This is a genomic window from Methyloceanibacter sp. (assembly GCF_051306395.1).
Classification (GTDB): domain Bacteria; phylum Pseudomonadota; class Alphaproteobacteria; order Rhizobiales; family Methyloligellaceae; genus Methyloceanibacter.
The window spans coordinates 22,050-34,871 of the sequence record NZ_JBPPND010000250.1 but is presented as its reverse complement, the minus strand read 5'-3'; the positions used below and the strand labels follow the sequence as shown (position 1 = coordinate 34,871).

Genomic DNA, 12,822 nt, shown 5'->3' with positions numbered 1-12,822 from the left:
ACGGAAGGGATTGTGCATCGTCGGAGGCTAAGGAACCTCGCCAGGAGGCTCAAGCCAATTTACTCTGACAATGCCCATCAGAGGCATGGCCGACGGCTGTACCGTCGAGGACACCAACATCGAGATTGAGAACGGCGGCTACGAAGCCGACGACGTCATCTGCAAGGACGACAGCAGGTACGACGTTTATCTCGACAAGGACTTCAAGGTGACCAAGAAGGTCAAGGAAGACTAGTCGATCCGAGGCTTTCGAGAATTGACGCCCCGGCGCCGCGATGGATGGCCCGGGGCGTTCTTTTTTGCCCGGCAGGCCTTCAGTTGACAGAACCGGCCGCCCTTCTTATGGTCCGCCACAATTCGAGGGCGGCCTTCGCATGAGGCCGCCCGGACTCTTTTTAGACGAATGGATGGCGTGTCATGAAGATCAAGAATTCGCTGAGGTCCCTGCGTAAGCGCCATCGGAACTGCCGGGTGGTACGCCGCCGCGGCCGGCTCTACGTGATCAACAAGACCAACCGGCGCTTCAAGGCCCGCCAGGGCTAAGCCGCGGTTTGCCCGGGAGATCGTCTCCTGGGGCTCACGCATCGAATTGTTTTGACGGGGCCCGCGCGGGCCCCGTACCTTTTCCAGCATGTCCACGGTGAAAAGTCGGGCGAGCCTGTTACTCCTGGTTCTTGCGTTCGCGGCCTCGACGGCTGCGCCCGCCCTGGCCGCTCCCCCCGTGGTCCTCGCACAATATTTCGAGAGCTTGGGCGACGAGCCGGAAGACTCCGGCGACGTGCCGGCCTTGGACGATCCGGCGTTGGAAGGCTTGGACCTCCCGGGCTTAGGAGACATGGAGGGCGCCGAGCCGCACTTAAGGCCGGACATGAAGCCCGGCGCTGACGAGGGGGTGCCGCCGCAATCGGCGGAGGACACCAAGGGCAACAAGCTGGAATCCGGTGAGGTCCCGCCGCCTCTGGATCCCGCCGACCGGCCGAAGATGCTGGCCGAACTCTACGAGAAGCTCGGCGGCGCGCCCAATGCCAGCTCGGCCGAGTCCATCATGACTGCCATCGAGGAGCTTTGGGCCGTCTCGGGCAGCGATACGGTCGACCTTCTGATGAGCCGGGCCGCCCAATTCGCCAACGCGGCGGAAATCGATCTGTCTCTGGCTATTCTCGATGCCGTCGTGGACATCGCTCCGAACGAGGCGGAAGCCTGGTATTTGCGGGCGAAGGTGAACGTCCTGCAGGGCAAGCCCGAGCGCGCGCTGGCCGATCTCAGGCGGGCGCTCGATCTCGACGCCAAGCACTATCGGGCCATTACCGATCTCGGGCTCGTCCTCGAGCAGCTGGGCGCCAAGAAGGAGGCGCTGGAGGCCTATCGCCGGGCGCTGGCGGTCAATCCCTTCTTGGAAGATGCGCAGTCGGGCGTCGACGCGCTCAAGCGCGAGGTCGAAGGCCAGGACATCTAGCCTCGAAAGCCGCGACGCTATTCGTCGGTGCCTGCCTGGACCTCTGCAATGCGCAGCAGGTTGGTGGCGCCAGACTTACCCAACGGTACACCGGCGGAGATGATCACCTGCTGGCCGGGGAGCGCGAACTCCTCCTGATAGGCAATGCGGCAGGCCTTGGCGACCATGTCGTCGAGATTGCGCGGGTCGTCGGTCAGCACGCAATGAAGCCCCCAGACGATCGCCAGCTTGCGGCCGGTCGAAGGGATGGGCGTCAGCGCCAGGATCGGCTGTTGCGGCCGTTCGCGGGCGGCGCGCAGGCTCGTGGCGCCAGACGCGGTGTAGCAGACGATGGCCGCGAGATTGAGGGTCTCGGCCACGGTGCGGGCCGCCGCCGAGATGGCGTCCGCCCCGGTCGCTTGCGGGTCGATGCGCTGGGCGTGGATGATGGCGGCGTAGAGAGGATCGCGCTCCACCTCCATGGCGACACGGTCCATGGTGGCGACGGCATCGACCGGGTATTTGCCGACGGCCGACTCGGCGGACAGCATGACCGCGTCGGCGCCTTCGAACACGGCGGTAGCGACGTCGGATACCTCGGCCCGTGTCGGCACCGGCGCGTAGATCATCGATTCCAGCATCTGGGTGGCGACAACCACGGGCTTGCCCGCGTTGCGCGCCGCGCGGCTGATCTGCTTCTGGAGCCCCGGGACCTTCTCCACGGGCATCTCCACGCCGAGGTCGCCGCGTGCGACCATGATGCCGTCGGCGAGCTCGATGATCTCCTTGAGGTGGTTCACCGCGGACGGCTTTTCGATCTTGGCCATGATCGCGGTGCGGCCGCGCGACAGCTTGCGCGCCGCGGCGATGTCCTCGGGACGTTGCACGAAGGAGAGCGCGACCCACGCCACGCCGAGGGACATGGCGCATTCGATGTCGGCACGGTCCTTGTCGGTCACGGCGCCGAAGGGCAACACGGTGTCGGGCAGGCTGATGCCTTTGCGGCTGCCGAGCAGGCCGGAGGTCAGCACCTCGGCGTCGATGCGTACGTCGCTCGCCTCGACCACGCGCAGTTTCAGCTTGCCGTCGTCGAGGAGGAGCGTGTGGCCTTGCTCGACTGCTTCGAAGATTTCCGGATGGGGGAGTTGCACGCGGCCCAGGCCGCCAATGGCCTCGCGGCGGACGAAACTCAAGATGTCGCCCTTCGTCAGCCGCATGGAGCCGGAGTCGAGCTTGCCGATGCGCAGCTTTGGGCCTTGCAGGTCAACCAGGATGCCGATGGGCCGGGAGAATTCGGATTCGAGCTTGCGGACGATGGAGTGAACTTCGCGCAAGCCATCGTGGGTCGCGTGGCTCATGTTCACGCGAAACACGTCGGCCCCTGCTTCGAACAGGCGGCGCATCGTTTCTTCGTTGGTGGAGGCAGGACCGAGCGTAGCGACGATCTTGACTCGGCGATTTCGCCTCATTGGGACTTTGTTTCTTCACCTTCCGGATCGGTGAGACGGACGGTCCAGTCACGCTCCTCGCCGGTATCGACTTCGAAGAATCCGGTACGCTTGTGACCGCGCTTCTCGCAATCCTGCGTGTCGCGGATGGTGAAGGATTTGTCGTCCGTACACATGAAGAGGCCGCCGGCCCATTCGCCGCCGCGGTCGTAATCGACCGCGTGGATGTAGTAGTAGCGGCCGATCAGCACGCCCTTGAGCAGGGTTTCGCAGGTGTGGGAGGCGATGTTCCACCAACCCTCGCTCGCCCAGCCTTCGGTATCCTTGTAGCCGATCGACACCCCGACGCGGCTCGCTGTGGTGTTGCACAGCTTCAGGTCGGCATGGGCCTGCGTGACACCTGGCCCCACCATGACGCCAAGCGCCAAAAGAGCGGCGTAGACCCACCGATGGAGGGCCGGGATGTGGACTCCCGCCATGTTGCGGGTCTCGTGGGAAGCTGGCATCGGTCTCTCAAGCCTGAAGTCGCGGTTAATGAACCCCGAAACGTAGCATCGAATTGGTTGCATTTCTCTGACCGGCGAGCCTCCCTTATAAGGCCTGATCGGCCCTATAAACACCGTTCAAAATGCGAGGTAATTGCGTCGCAGCCTGGACTTTTCGGTCACTTCGTTGTTGTTGCGCGGCAGGCCCGCGCGGAGGCGCCCGGGGATCGTTTGAGGACTGCTCGGAAGGAGCTCGAGCCTGGACACGCTTGTAGAAGACGATTTAGGCGAAAAGCCATACCGGACCATCGGCGGGGATGTAAAGCTCGGTCTCCTGATCCTCTGCGATCATGCCCAGAACCGGATACCGGAGGAATACGGGTCGCTTGGGCTGAAATCCGAGGATCTGCACCGGCATATCGCCTTCGATCTGGGGGCGGAGGGGGTCGCGGCGGCGCTGGCCAAGATGCTGGGGGCCCCGGCCGTGCTCAGCCGTTTCTCCCGCCTGCTGATCGATCCCAATCGCGGGCTCGACGATCCCACGCTCATCATGCAGGTCGCCGATGGGCTCGTGGTCCCCGGCAATGTGGGGTTGAGCGCGGAGGACATCGAGGCGCGGCTCGACCGCTTTTACCGGCCCTATCATGCGGCGATCGACCGCGCGGTGGAGGCGGGCATCGCCGCCGGCAAGCCGCCGGTGATCTTGTCGGTGCACAGCTTCACGCAAGCCTGGAAAGGCGTTCCCCGGCCCTGGTCAGCGGCGGTGCTGTGGGACAAGGACCCGAGGCTGCCGCTTCCCTTGCTGAAGGCCTTGCACACCATTCCCGGTGCGGAGATCGGCGACAACGTGCCGTACACGGGCCAGCTCAAGGGCGACACGCTCTACCGGCACGCCACCTTGCGCGGACTCGCCCACGCCTTGGTCGAGGTGCGTCAGGACCTGATCTTGGCGGAGGAGGGGCAGGCGGAATGGGGCGCCCATCTGGCGCGCGTGCTCGCGGATGTGCTGCGCGCCGCGCCCGGCTTGCACCGCATAGAACATCACGGCTCCAACACGGGTGCCTACTGCGGAAAGGATCACGCACATGGATGAGACGACGAGGACCGAGATCGAGGCCGCCGCTTTTCGCCGGCTGGTCGAGCATTTGCGGGAGCGGACCGACGTCCAGAATATCGACTTGATGGAGCTCGCCGGCTTTTGCCGCAACTGCCTGTCGACCTGGTATCTGGAGGCGGCGGACGAACGCGGCGTGCCGCTGACCAAGGATGCGGCACGGGAGATCGTCTACGGCATGCCGTATGAGGACTGGAAGGCGAAATACCAGACCGAGCGGTCCTGAGCGGACCCGGAAAATCGTAGAAATATCAAATTATTAGACCTACCCCGGCGTCGAGCGCGCGCTGCGCCCTGCGGGGCTTTGGATAACCGGGATAAGCCTCGCGGGCGCCTTGCTGCGGTCCGCGATTCGGGCTCAAGCTCGCCCTTCATTGAACCATCACAAACGCCCGAGGAAACCCAACGTGCAGCTTCAGACATCAGCCAAAGATCAACTTCGTGCCTTCGTGTCTCGTATCGAGCGGCTGGAGGAAGAGAAAGCAGCGCTCGCCGCGGATTTGCGCGAGGTCTATGCGGAAGCCAAGGGCACCGGCTTCGACGTCAAGGCGCTGCGCAAGGTTATCAGCCTGCGCAAGCTGGACGAAAACAAGCGGCGGGAAGAGGACGCGGTACTCACCACCTACCTCCATGCGCTCGGCATGGACACCGATGCGGCGGAGTCAGAGGCGGCATAATACTTGGACGTGAACCAGCCAGGCTTCGACTTTATCGACATCGGCTGGCGGCTCTGTGCTGCCGTGGCGGTCGGCATGCTGATCGGCCTCAACCGGGATCTGTCTAACAAGCCGATCGGCATGCGGACGCTGGGCCTGGTATCGCTGGGCGCGGCGATCGTGGCCGTTTCGACCGTGCACTTCGGAAGTTTGGCAGATCATCCCGACGCGCTCAGCCGCGTGATTCAGGGGGTCATACAAGGCGTCATGGCGGGCATCGGCTTTATCGGCGCCGGCGTGATCTTGCGCGACACGAAGGAGAAGACCGTCAAGGGCCTCACCACCGCCGCGACCGTCTGGGTGACGGCGGCGCTCGGTATCGCCTGCGGGCTGGCCGCCTGGCAGATCGTGGTCCTGTCGGTGGTTCTTGCGGTGTTTCTGCTCGTGGGCGTGGCCTGGATCGAGGCGGCCTTCGATAAGACGGACGAGGGCGGATACGGCTAGAAACTAGCGAGTGCTCTGCGCCAGGCGGGTCGGACCCGGCTTTTCCATCTCGGCGTAGAGGCTTTTGACGGCGCCGCCGGAGAATTTCTGGACGCTGGCGAGGCCGCGATAGCCGGAGCTGCGGCGGAACTGGAAGGCCGTCGGGCTGTCCATCTCATTGAACAGATAGTCGATATCGCCCTGTTCGGGATGGCTCAGCGGCGCGATCTCCGCGTTGCGGGCGACGGACGTATCGGTCATAAGGCTTGCTGTCTCGAAGGGCACGTAGCTGAGCTCGTCCGGGTGATCGTCGTCGACCTCGGGCGCGCCAACAACGGCGGCGTTCTCATAGGCCGGAACCTTTGGCTGGGACGGCTCGGGGCTCAGGGCCGGCTGCGACCAAGGCAGACCGCCGCCGGCGCTGGCATAGGCGAAGCGCGGGGCCGCGGCCGGTGAGGCCTCCAAGTCGGCGCCGGCGGGCGCGAGCGCCATCGGGGCAGGCTGGTCCGGCGTGTACGACGCCAGGATCGGCTGCGGTACTTCCGTGGCGAGCGCCAGACGCGGCTTCGGCGTCGGCAAGGGCGCGACACTCGGGGCGGCTGAGGCGACCATGGTTCTGTTCACCAGCCCCTTGGCCAGAGCCAGCTCATAGTCCTTCTTGGTGATCGGTCTACCGTCGCTCGGGATGTAGGCCGTCTTGCCGTCGGGGAAGAGCGCGGCCAGTTCGAGGCGCGGCATGCGCGGCCACATCCGCACATTTCCGGTGTCCACATGGACGAAGGGAATGCCGGAGGTCGGGTAATAGCCGACACCGCCGACCTCTTGGACGAGCGCGGAAGCGCGCAGAGTCTTGACGGGCACGTCGGGGAAATGGATGTCCGCGGCCTTGCCCAGCGTATGTTGGCTCTTTTTCGCCTGGCCGCCACGCGTCTTACGAAGCATCGAGTTGGTCTCAGGCGAGCGGTAGCCGGAAATGAGGTGGATCGGCTGTGTTGAGCCGAGCTGGGTATGGATCTTCCAGATCAGATCGATCAACTCAGGATCCATCTTGATCTCTTCGTCGCGGCGCCAGTCGCGCATCGCATGGTTGAGCTTCTTGAGACCGTCCTCGTCGAACTTGCCGTCCCGCTTATACGTGACGGTGACGGTCTCTTTGGTGTGGATTTCGTAGAGGGAGAGGGTGCGGTTCTCGGCGAAAGCGGAGGCGGTCTGGCCCACGGCGAAGCCGGCGGCCATCAGCAGGAATCCGGCGCCAAGCATGACGCGGCGTGCACTACTCCCCCGGATGCGCATCCCCGACTTTCCGTATTTCCCTCGCCGGCCTTGTCAGCCAGCTTCCCCAGTGACACCAAGCCCTTAGGCTTATTCGTGCCTGCCGCCAGTGCGGCCTTTGAGCAACAGTATTTCGGTAAATTGAGCGAAAAACAAGGCGGACGAGTTAACCTTTACCCGCCAAATTCGGGCATGGTTAACAGGTCATCAGGGCGGAGCGGCGCTCCAATACCGAGATAACTTGAACTTCGCCGCCTAGAAGTTTGACAGCATCTCCGCGAACGGGTCGCCGCCCCTGGTCCGCTGACGCTGCGGGATCGACTGGGTCACGATCTGATCGTCGTGCTCCGCGAACTGCGTACGGCCGCCCAACAAGGCCGCGGACATGCGGGAATCGTGACCGTACAGGTCGCGGTAGTTCGTAATCGAGCCGTCCTCGTTCACCCGCAGGGTGAAATACGTCATGTAGACCGGAACCGGCCGGCCCAGGGCGACATGCTGATCGTAGGAGGTGTCCATTGCCGACTGGGTCCGCGCGCGGTTCCAGCCTTTGTCGTGCTCCATGATGATCGCCGCCAGCTGATCGGGGTTCTGCACGCGCATGCAGCCATGGCTCTCCGCGCGCACCTGATTGGCGAAGAGATGCTTTTGCGGCGTGTCGTGCATGTAGACGTCGTGCTTGTTCGGAAACATGAACTTGACCTTCCCGAGCACGTTGTGGGGCCCAGGCGGCTGATAGAGGTGCAGACTCCGGATATCGACGCGGTTCCAATCGACCGAGGCCGGATCGACCTCGCGGCCGCCATGTTTGATGCGGAGGTTCTGACGCTGGAAGATCTGCGTATTCCAGCCGCCACCGAAGAAGAAGCCGCCGGACGGCCGGACATAAGGCCGGATTTCCCCGACCTTGATGGAGTTGGGAACGTTCCAGTAAGGACCGAACACGACCGTTTTCATTTCGTTCGAGAAGACCGGCGTCGGGGTGTTGGGCTTGCCGACGACCACCCGTGTGGTGTGGATCGCCTCGTCATCCTTCACCACGCGCAGCGTGAATTCGGGGATGTTGACCGTGACATAGAAGCTGCCCTGGTCGGGCGGAAGCCAGCGGTAGCGCTCCATGTTCAGGAGGATCGCGTTGATCTGATCGGGGCTGCCCATATTGCGTAAGTGAGGCCGGTTCAAAAGGCGCCGCGTGCCCGGGCCGACCACGCCGTCAGGGGCGGTGTTGTGCTCCGCCTGAAACTGCTTAACGGCCTCCAGTACAGCCTCGTCGTAGAGCTCAGGGTTCGCGCCATCCGGCACGTCGAGACGGGTGCGCAGCAAGGCAACTTGCGGATCGGCCACGCCGAACTTGAGCAAAGGACCGCTGGGTATGTTGACCGCAACCTTCTCGGCTTCCGGTGCATCTTCGCCGCCGCCGCGCAGCTCGATCAGCTTTTTGCGCAACAGCGCGAATTGCGGGTGCTGCGGCTGGAAGCTCCGCAGATAGGCCGCCGGGTCCGAGCGGAACGAGATCGACTCGATCACCTCAAGCTGCTTCGGCAGAACCAGTGTTGGATCCAAGTTTTTCGTCAGGCGGCTTGGATTGATGCGGCCGCCGCGCGCGTCGTGCGCGTAGTCGAGAACGGCGTGGCTGATCTCGATCTCCGCAGCGGCGAGCTTGTCGGCGGCGTCCGAGGCGCTGGCATTGAAGCCCGTCATGTCCGGCAAGGCGTAGTCGGACGCGCGCAGGCCGTAATCGTCGGCTTTTTCGATCTCGGCGATCACCGCCTTGCCGCGGTCGGTCAGCCCCGTCTCGTCAACCCAGAGAAGCTTCTGCTCGGGTACGGAGTAGTACTCCACCAGAGCGCCCTTCTCGTCTTTCTTGAGCTCGGTGGTGGCGGTGAACTTCTCCGCAAGGCGCGTCTGCACGGCGATCCGGATCGCATCGGTGCGCGAAATCAGCGCCTGGGGCGCTTCTGGTTCGACAGCAAACGCCGGCGCGCTCAGAGGCGCGGCCAAAAGCAAGGTCAACGCAATGCCGTAGATAGGCCTCATGGATAGTCTGCTCCCTCTGGCCGAATTAGCCGATTCGTCGTGCCCGCCCGGACTTTAGTGCGAGCCTCCAGCAAATGGCCTTACCCCGGCGCGATTTAAACCTTCTCCGATCTCATTTTTCCCTGAGTGTGGCATTTTTGCCAATGACCTCAGGCTGTTCCGGTCTCTCTCCTAGTTGGGCCGCGCTTCGAGCCCGATCTCCCGCATTTTCCGGTAGAGGGTCGACCGGCCGATGCCTAGCCGCTTGGCGATCTCGGTCATGCGGCCGCGGTAGCGGCCGAAGGCGAGCCGGATCATGTCTGCTTCCACCGCTTCGAGAGAGCGGATGTCGCCACTGTCGCTCAGCGCCGCGATGCCCACGGAGTCCTTGCCGCCGTTGGCCGAGGGGACGTGGATCGTCGCGGGCGTGTCCGCGGACTGGCCAAGCATGACCGGGCCGTCGATGCGCGGCGTCAGATCCTTGGGCGCGGGCGCCGGCGGGACCGTCACGGCGTAGCCCTCGACATGGGCCGCGATCTGCGGGAACTCGTTCACGGTCAGCATCGGCGTGTCGGCGAGCACCACGGCGCGGAACACCGCATTCTCGAGCTGGCGGATATTGCCGGGCCAGGTGTAGCGCTGGAGCATGCCCGCGGTTTCGGCGTCGATACCGTCGATACGCTTGCCTTCCTCGGCGGCGAAGCGCGCCGTGAAATGGCGCACCAGCTCCGGCACGTCTTCCAGGCGTTCGCGCAAGGGCGGCACCCAGATGGGAAACACGTTCAGCCGGTAGTAGAGATCCTCGCGGAAGCGGCCTTCTTGCACGAGTGCGATCAGGTTTTGGTTGGTGGCCGAGATGAGCCGGAAGTCGACCTTGACCGGCTGCTTGCCGCCGACGGAGTCGATCTCGCCTTCCTGAAGCGCGCGCAGCAGCTTCACCTGGGCGTCGAGCGGCAACTCGCCGATCTCGTCGAGGAACAGCGTGCCGCCGTCGGCTTCCACGAACTTTCCGGGACGACGTTCCGCGGCGCCGGTGAAGGAGCCTTTCTCATGGCCGAATAGAATGCTCTCGACCAGATTCTCGGGGATGGCGCCGCAGTTCACGGTAATGAACGGCTTCATCCTGCGGGCGCTTTCGCCCTGGATGGCGCGGGCGATCAGCTCCTTGCCGACACCCGATTCGCCCTCGATGAGCACGGGAATGTTGGAGGTGGCGGCGCGCTTGCCGAGCTCTATGACCCTCTTCATGGCCTCGCTGCCGACGATGAGGTCGGAAAAGCCGAGCTCGCCGGAGGCGGTGGCTTTCATGCGGGTGATCTCGCCGGCCAGCGCCTCGATCCGGAGCGCGTTCTTGATGGAGACTTCGAGCCGTTCGGGGCTCACCGGCTTCACCACGAAATCGACGGCGCCGGCGCGCATGGCGGAGATGGCCGCATCGATGCTGCCATGGGCCGTCTGCACGATGGCGGGCGGCTTACGGGGCAGGGAGCGCATGGACGACAGGACGGCCATGCCGTCGGTGCCGGGCATCACCAGATCGAGAAGGATGAGGCAGATTTCGCCGGACTCATCGGCCCTCAGCGCGTCCAGGGCGGCGTCGCCGCCGTCGGCGGTGACCACGTTGTAACCGAACCGCTTGATGGTCTCTTCAAGAATACGACGTTGGGTGGGATCGTCATCGACGACCAGGACGCGCTTGGGCATGACGCAAATACTCACTGGTTACGCAAATACTAACGAGACAGAGGCGCCCCTTCAGGCGAACACTTGGCCCGTCGTGGACCCCTGCTGTGCCAAAACTGTGCAGTGGAAGGGTAAACATGTTCTTTATCGCGGTTCGATTTTGGGGAAGTTCTTGCTGAACCGTCATCTTGAGTGCCACAAGAAAGCACGCGTTTGGCCTTGCAGGCGCCCGCGCGTCTTCCCACACTAGGCGTTGCCACCGCTAACGAGGACATATCAATCGATGCTGCCCACCCTGTTTGCCCAGTTCCCCCACCCCGTGTTCGCCGCCAGTCATGCGGTGAAAGCCAAGGAAAAGCATGGCGTTAATATGGGGGCTGAGGCGCTTCCGGAGTGGAATCTGGGTGATCTTTATGACGCCCCCGAATCACCTGCGCTGAAAAAGGATCTGGAGACGGCCGAGCAGGCCGCGGAGGCCATGCATGAGCGTTACGCGGGCAAGCTCGCCGTGATGCTCGACGCCGGCGCCGGGGGCGAGGCCCTGACGCAGGCCGTGCGTGTGTATGAGTCCCTCAACGACGTGCTCGGGCGCGTCGTCTCCTATGCGAGCCTGCTCTACGCCGCCGACACCGCCGATCCCAAGCGGCAGAAATTCTTCGGCGACATCCAGGAGAAGATCACCGCGATCTCCTCCAAGCTGTTGTTCTTTCCGCTGGAGCTGAACCGGCTCGACGACGTGGCGCTCGACAAGGCGATGACGGGGCCCGCGCTCGGCCATTACCGGCCGTGGCTCGAGGATCTGCGCAAGGAAAAGCCGTATCAGCTCGAGGACAGGCTGGAGCAGCTGTTCCACGAGAAGGCGGTGAGCGGGCGGGGCGCCTGGGACCGCCTGTTCAACGAGACCATGACGGCGCTGCGCTTCGAGGTGGACGGCAAGACGCTCAGTCTGGAGCCCACGCTCAATCTCTTGCTCGACGCGGACGAGAAGAAGCGCAAGCACGCCGCCAAGGCGCTGGGCAAGGTGTTCAAGGACAATGTCCGGCTGTTCACGCTGATCACCAACACGCTCGCCAAGGACAAAGAAATCTCCGACCGCTGGCGGGGCTTCGAGGACGTCGCCGACAGCCGGCACTTGGCGAACCGTGTCGAGCGCGACGTCGTTGATGCGCTGGTCGCGGCGGTGCGCGACGCCTATCCGCGCCTGTCGCACCGCTACTACGCCATGAAGGCGAAATGGCTCGGCAAGAAGAGGCTGATGTATTGGGACCGCAACGCGCCGTTGCCGGAAGAGCCCAAGCAGGTGATCGGCTGGGACAAGGCGCAGGAGACGGTGCTCACGGCTTACGGCAATTTCTCGCCGCGCATGGCGGACATCGCCGGCCGGTTCTTCGCCGAAGGCTGGATCGACGCGCCGGTGCGCGAAGGAAAGCAGCAAGGCGCTTTTTCGCATCCTACGGTGCCGAGCGCGCATCCCTATATCCTGCTCAACTATCAGGGCAAGCCGCGGGACGTGATGACGCTCGCGCACGAGCTCGGCCACGGCGTGCACCAGGTGCTCGCCAACAAGCAGGGCCCGCTGATGGCGCCGACGCCGCTGACGCTCGCCGAGACCGCGAGCGTGTTCGGCGAGATGCTGACCTTCAAGAAGCTGCTCGACCAGGCGCCGAGCAAGCGCGAGCGGAGAGCCCTGTTAGCCGCCAAGGTGGAAGATATGCTCAACACCGTGGTTCGGCAGATCGCCTTCTACAGTTTCGAGCGCAAGGTCCACGCCGAGCGGCGCGAGGGCGAGCTCACGTCGGAGCGGCTCGGCGAGATTTGGATGGACGTGCAGCGCGAGAGCCTCGGCCCGGCGATCGAGCTCAAGCCCGAATACGAGACATTCTGGGCCTACATCCCGCACTTCATTCATGCGCCGTTTTATGTCTACGCCTACGCTTTCGGCGACTGCCTGGTGAACTCGCTCTACGCGGTCTACGAGAAGGCGGATGCGGGCTTCGCCGAGCGCTATCTCGACATGCTGGCCGCCGGCGGCACCAAGCATCACAAGGAACTTCTGAAGCCGTTTGGGCTCGATGCTTCTGAGCCGCACTTCTGGTCCATGGGGCTCAAGGTGATCGAAGGGCTGATCGACGAGCTGGAAGCCATGGACGGCAAGGTCTGAGTTCTTGAGCCTAAGCCCCGCTTGAGGATCGCTGTCCGTTGTACGGTCTGTAAAACTTTGTTATACAGA

13 protein-coding genes are annotated in these 12,822 nt (G+C 63.8%); 8 read left to right on the top strand and 5 right to left on the bottom strand.

The features are described 5' to 3' along the window. Nucleotides 1-85 precede the first annotated feature (85 nt). From ACSLE4_RS13515 to ACSLE4_RS13505, 3 genes are all read left to right on the top strand, one after another. Nucleotides 86-235: a hypothetical protein gene (locus tag ACSLE4_RS13515; RefSeq protein ID WP_435904955.1), complete on the top strand. Its 150-nt coding sequence runs from the start codon at nt 86-88 to the stop codon at nt 233-235. Between the two features lie 182 nt (nt 236-417). Next, nucleotides 418-543 (top strand): type B 50S ribosomal protein L36, encoded by a 126-nt coding sequence (gene ykgO, locus ACSLE4_RS13510; protein WP_069624447.1) that lies wholly within the window; start codon nt 418-420, stop codon nt 541-543. Between the two features lie 178 nt (nt 544-721). Beyond that, on the top strand, nt 722-1,456 hold the full coding sequence (locus tag ACSLE4_RS13505; protein ID WP_435904954.1) for a tetratricopeptide repeat protein: 735 nt from the start codon (nt 722-724) through the stop codon (nt 1,454-1,456). A 17-nt stretch (nt 1,457-1,473) separates the two neighbouring features. Here ACSLE4_RS13505 and pyk read toward each other — a convergent pair whose 3' ends face one another. Together pyk and ACSLE4_RS13495 are read right to left on the bottom strand one after the other, a co-directional pair. Next, a complete protein-coding gene (gene pyk / locus ACSLE4_RS13500; RefSeq protein WP_435904953.1) occupies nt 1,474-2,904 on the bottom strand; it encodes a pyruvate kinase in 1,431 nt (476 codons plus the stop codon). After that, the gene (locus ACSLE4_RS13495) at nt 2,901-3,296 is read right to left on the bottom strand and encodes a DUF1036 domain-containing protein (protein WP_435904960.1); all 396 of its coding nucleotides are present in this window, start codon (nt 3,294-3,296) and stop codon (nt 2,901-2,903) included. Before ACSLE4_RS13495 ends, pyk begins: the two co-directional genes overlap by 4 nt. A gap of 310 nt (nt 3,297-3,606) precedes the next feature. On the opposite strand from ACSLE4_RS13495, the gene ACSLE4_RS13490 reads away from it, so the two are divergent. The 4 genes from ACSLE4_RS13490 to ACSLE4_RS13475 all read left to right on the top strand — a co-directional run bounded on the left by ACSLE4_RS13490 (nt 3,607) and on the right by ACSLE4_RS13475 (nt 5,642). Continuing rightward, on the top strand, nt 3,607-4,461 hold the full coding sequence (locus ACSLE4_RS13490; protein ID WP_435904959.1) for an N-formylglutamate amidohydrolase: 855 nt from the start codon (nt 3,607-3,609) through the stop codon (nt 4,459-4,461). Next, complete coding sequence (locus ACSLE4_RS13485; RefSeq protein ID WP_435904952.1) at nt 4,454-4,708, top strand: DUF1244 domain-containing protein; 255 nt, start codon at nt 4,454-4,456, stop codon at nt 4,706-4,708. The genes ACSLE4_RS13490 and ACSLE4_RS13485 overlap by 8 nt, the downstream gene beginning before the upstream one ends. 181 nt (nt 4,709-4,889) lie before the next feature. After that, nucleotides 4,890-5,159 carry a DUF2312 domain-containing protein gene (locus tag ACSLE4_RS13480; RefSeq protein WP_435904951.1) on the top strand — a complete coding sequence of 90 codons (270 nt, stop codon included), beginning with the start codon at nt 4,890-4,892 and terminating at the stop codon, nt 5,157-5,159. Nucleotides 5,160-5,168: 9 nt separating this feature from the next. Next, entirely contained in the window at nt 5,169-5,642 is a 474-nt protein-coding gene (locus ACSLE4_RS13475) for an MgtC/SapB family protein (protein WP_435904958.1), read from the top strand. Nucleotides 5,643-5,645: 3 nt separating this feature from the next. Here the strand turns inward: ACSLE4_RS13475 and ACSLE4_RS13470 are convergent, their stop codons facing one another. The 3 genes from ACSLE4_RS13470 to ACSLE4_RS13460 form a co-directional block, all read right to left on the bottom strand. After that, entirely contained in the window at nt 5,646-6,881 is a 1,236-nt protein-coding gene (locus ACSLE4_RS13470) for a DUF882 domain-containing protein (protein ID WP_435904950.1), read from the bottom strand. A gap of 267 nt (nt 6,882-7,148) precedes the next feature. Next, nucleotides 7,149-8,930 (bottom strand): L,D-transpeptidase family protein, encoded by a 1,782-nt coding sequence (locus ACSLE4_RS13465; RefSeq protein WP_435904949.1) that lies wholly within the window; start codon nt 8,928-8,930, stop codon nt 7,149-7,151. A gap of 171 nt (nt 8,931-9,101) precedes the next feature. After that, nucleotides 9,102-10,613: a sigma-54-dependent transcriptional regulator gene (locus tag ACSLE4_RS13460; protein WP_435904948.1), complete on the bottom strand. Its 1,512-nt coding sequence runs from the start codon at nt 10,611-10,613 to the stop codon at nt 9,102-9,104. Between the two features lie 349 nt (nt 10,614-10,962). Between ACSLE4_RS13460 and ACSLE4_RS13455 the strand changes: the two genes are divergently transcribed. Next, nucleotides 10,963-12,753 carry a M3 family oligoendopeptidase gene (locus tag ACSLE4_RS13455; RefSeq protein ID WP_435904957.1) on the top strand — a complete coding sequence of 597 codons (1,791 nt, stop codon included), beginning with the start codon at nt 10,963-10,965 and terminating at the stop codon, nt 12,751-12,753. Nucleotides 12,754-12,822 lie beyond the last annotated feature (69 nt).

What these genes read in the sequence shown, in the direction of transcription:
- ACSLE4_RS13465 (WP_435904949.1), bottom strand. Translation starts at nt 8,930, where the DNA reads ATGAGGCCTATCTACGGCATTGCGTTGACCTTGCTTTTGGCCGCGCCT.
- ACSLE4_RS13515 (WP_435904955.1), top strand. Translation starts at nt 86, where the DNA reads ATGGCCGACGGCTGTACCGTCGAGGACACCAACATCGAGATTGAGAAC.
- ACSLE4_RS13455 (WP_435904957.1), top strand. Translation starts at nt 10,963, where the DNA reads ATGGGGGCTGAGGCGCTTCCGGAGTGGAATCTGGGTGATCTTTATGAC.
- ACSLE4_RS13470 (WP_435904950.1), bottom strand. Translation starts at nt 6,881, where the DNA reads ATGCTTGGCGCCGGATTCCTGCTGATGGCCGCCGGCTTCGCCGTGGGC.
- ykgO (WP_069624447.1), top strand. Translation starts at nt 418, where the DNA reads ATGAAGATCAAGAATTCGCTGAGGTCCCTGCGTAAGCGCCATCGGAAC.
- ACSLE4_RS13460 (WP_435904948.1), bottom strand. Translation starts at nt 10,613, where the DNA reads ATGCCCAAGCGCGTCCTGGTCGTCGATGACGATCCCACCCAACGTCGT.
- pyk (WP_435904953.1), bottom strand. Translation starts at nt 2,904, where the DNA reads ATGAGGCGAAATCGCCGAGTCAAGATCGTCGCTACGCTCGGTCCTGCC.
- ACSLE4_RS13495 (WP_435904960.1), bottom strand. Translation starts at nt 3,296, where the DNA reads ATGGTGGGGCCAGGTGTCACGCAGGCCCATGCCGACCTGAAGCTGTGC.
- ACSLE4_RS13485 (WP_435904952.1), top strand. Translation starts at nt 4,454, where the DNA reads ATGGATGAGACGACGAGGACCGAGATCGAGGCCGCCGCTTTTCGCCGG.